1 protein-coding gene, 1 tRNA gene and 2 rRNA genes are annotated in these 1,286 nt (G+C 43.0%); all 4 read right to left on the reverse strand.

Features of this window, described 5'->3' with window-relative positions:
- Positions 1-44: 44 nt before the first annotated feature.
- Positions 45-509 carry an IS200/IS605 family transposase gene (gene tnpA / locus CHK_RS13100; RefSeq protein WP_046444534.1) on the reverse strand — a complete coding sequence of 155 codons (465 nt, stop codon included), beginning with the start codon at positions 507-509 and terminating at the stop codon, positions 45-47.
- A gap of 183 nt (positions 510-692) precedes the next feature.
- Positions 693-809, reverse strand: a 5S ribosomal RNA gene (gene rrf, locus CHK_RS13105).
- 28 nt (positions 810-837) lie between these two features.
- Positions 838-912 (reverse strand) — tRNA-Asn (locus tag CHK_RS13110).
- 109 nt (positions 913-1,021) lie between these two features.
- Positions 1,022-1,286, reverse strand: a 23S ribosomal RNA gene (locus CHK_RS13115); the annotation flags it as partial.

Below are 1,286 nucleotides of genomic sequence, written 5' to 3' on the forward strand. Positions count from 1 at the left end.
GCATTACTATCTCGGGCAGCCGCTTAAGCGGCTGTCTTTTTTGCCTACTTGGTCTTGTTACCTGTAAACGAGTCCATATACTCTTTCATCGTAATTTGATCCTTTATATAGTCCTCTTCCAGTTGATTTTTTATGTATTCCTTGATTGCACGTTCATTGCGTCCTACCGTATCTACAAAGTATCCCCGGCTCCAGAAGTGTCTACTGCCGTATTTGTATTTCAAATTAGCGTGCCGGTCAAAAATCATAAGACTGCTCTTACCTTTGAGAAATCCCATAAACTGTGCTACACTTAGATACGGTGGGATACACACCAACATATGGATGTGGTCTGGGCAAGCTTCTGCTTCGAGTATTTCCACTTTCTTCTCTGCACAAAGCTTTCTCAAGATTTGGCCGATATCCGACTTCAGTTTCCCATAGATTTCTTTTCGCCGATACTTGGGCGCGAATACTATATGGTATTGACATCTCCATTTTGAATGTGCTGAACTTTTTATTTCACTCATGTCAAAAACCTCCTCGTGTTTTTAGTAATGCGGTTGCCAAACCTTTACTAATTGTACACTCGGAGGTTTTTCTCATGCTAAAGCTCTTTTTCTCTTCCTGCGGTAGAACCGCAGGATTATTTACGCTTAAGCACCATTAATACAAAAAACCTGCAATTTTCATTGCAGGTTTTTTAAAATAGAATCCGGCAGCTACCTATCCTCCCGGGCCGTCACCAGCCAAGTACTTTGGGCGTATAGAGGCTTAACTTCTGTGTTCGGAATGGGAACAGGTGGATCCCTCTAGCTATCGCCACCGGAAATTGTTTATGAGGTCTTTTCCTCATAATGGCTCCCCAGGTTGGGTTTGAACCAACGACCCTTCGGTTAACAGCCGAATGCTCTACCGCTGAGCTACTGAGGAATATAAAATTTTTAATGTACAAAGCACATTGAAAACTAAATAGTAGAAATATTGTAAAGAGATAAAAGTCTTAGTTAAACATATCATATGACTGTGTATCAACATAATGTTGATCAAGCCCTCGGCCTATTAGTACTGGTCAGCTTAATACATTGCTGCACTTACACCTCCAGCCTATCAACCTTGTAGTCTACAAGGGGCCTTACTCCATAAAGGATGGGAAGTCTTATCTTGTGGGGGGCTTCACGCTTAGATGCCTTCAGCGTTTATCCCGTCCGTACGTAGCTACCCAGCGATGCTCTTGGCAGAACAACTGGTACACCATTGGTACGTCCATCCCGGTCCTCTCGTACTAAGGACAGCTCCACTCAAAC

This window comes from Christensenella hongkongensis, from assembly GCF_000981035.1.
GTDB classification, from domain to species: Bacteria; Bacillota; Clostridia; order Christensenellales; family Christensenellaceae; genus Christensenella; species Christensenella hongkongensis.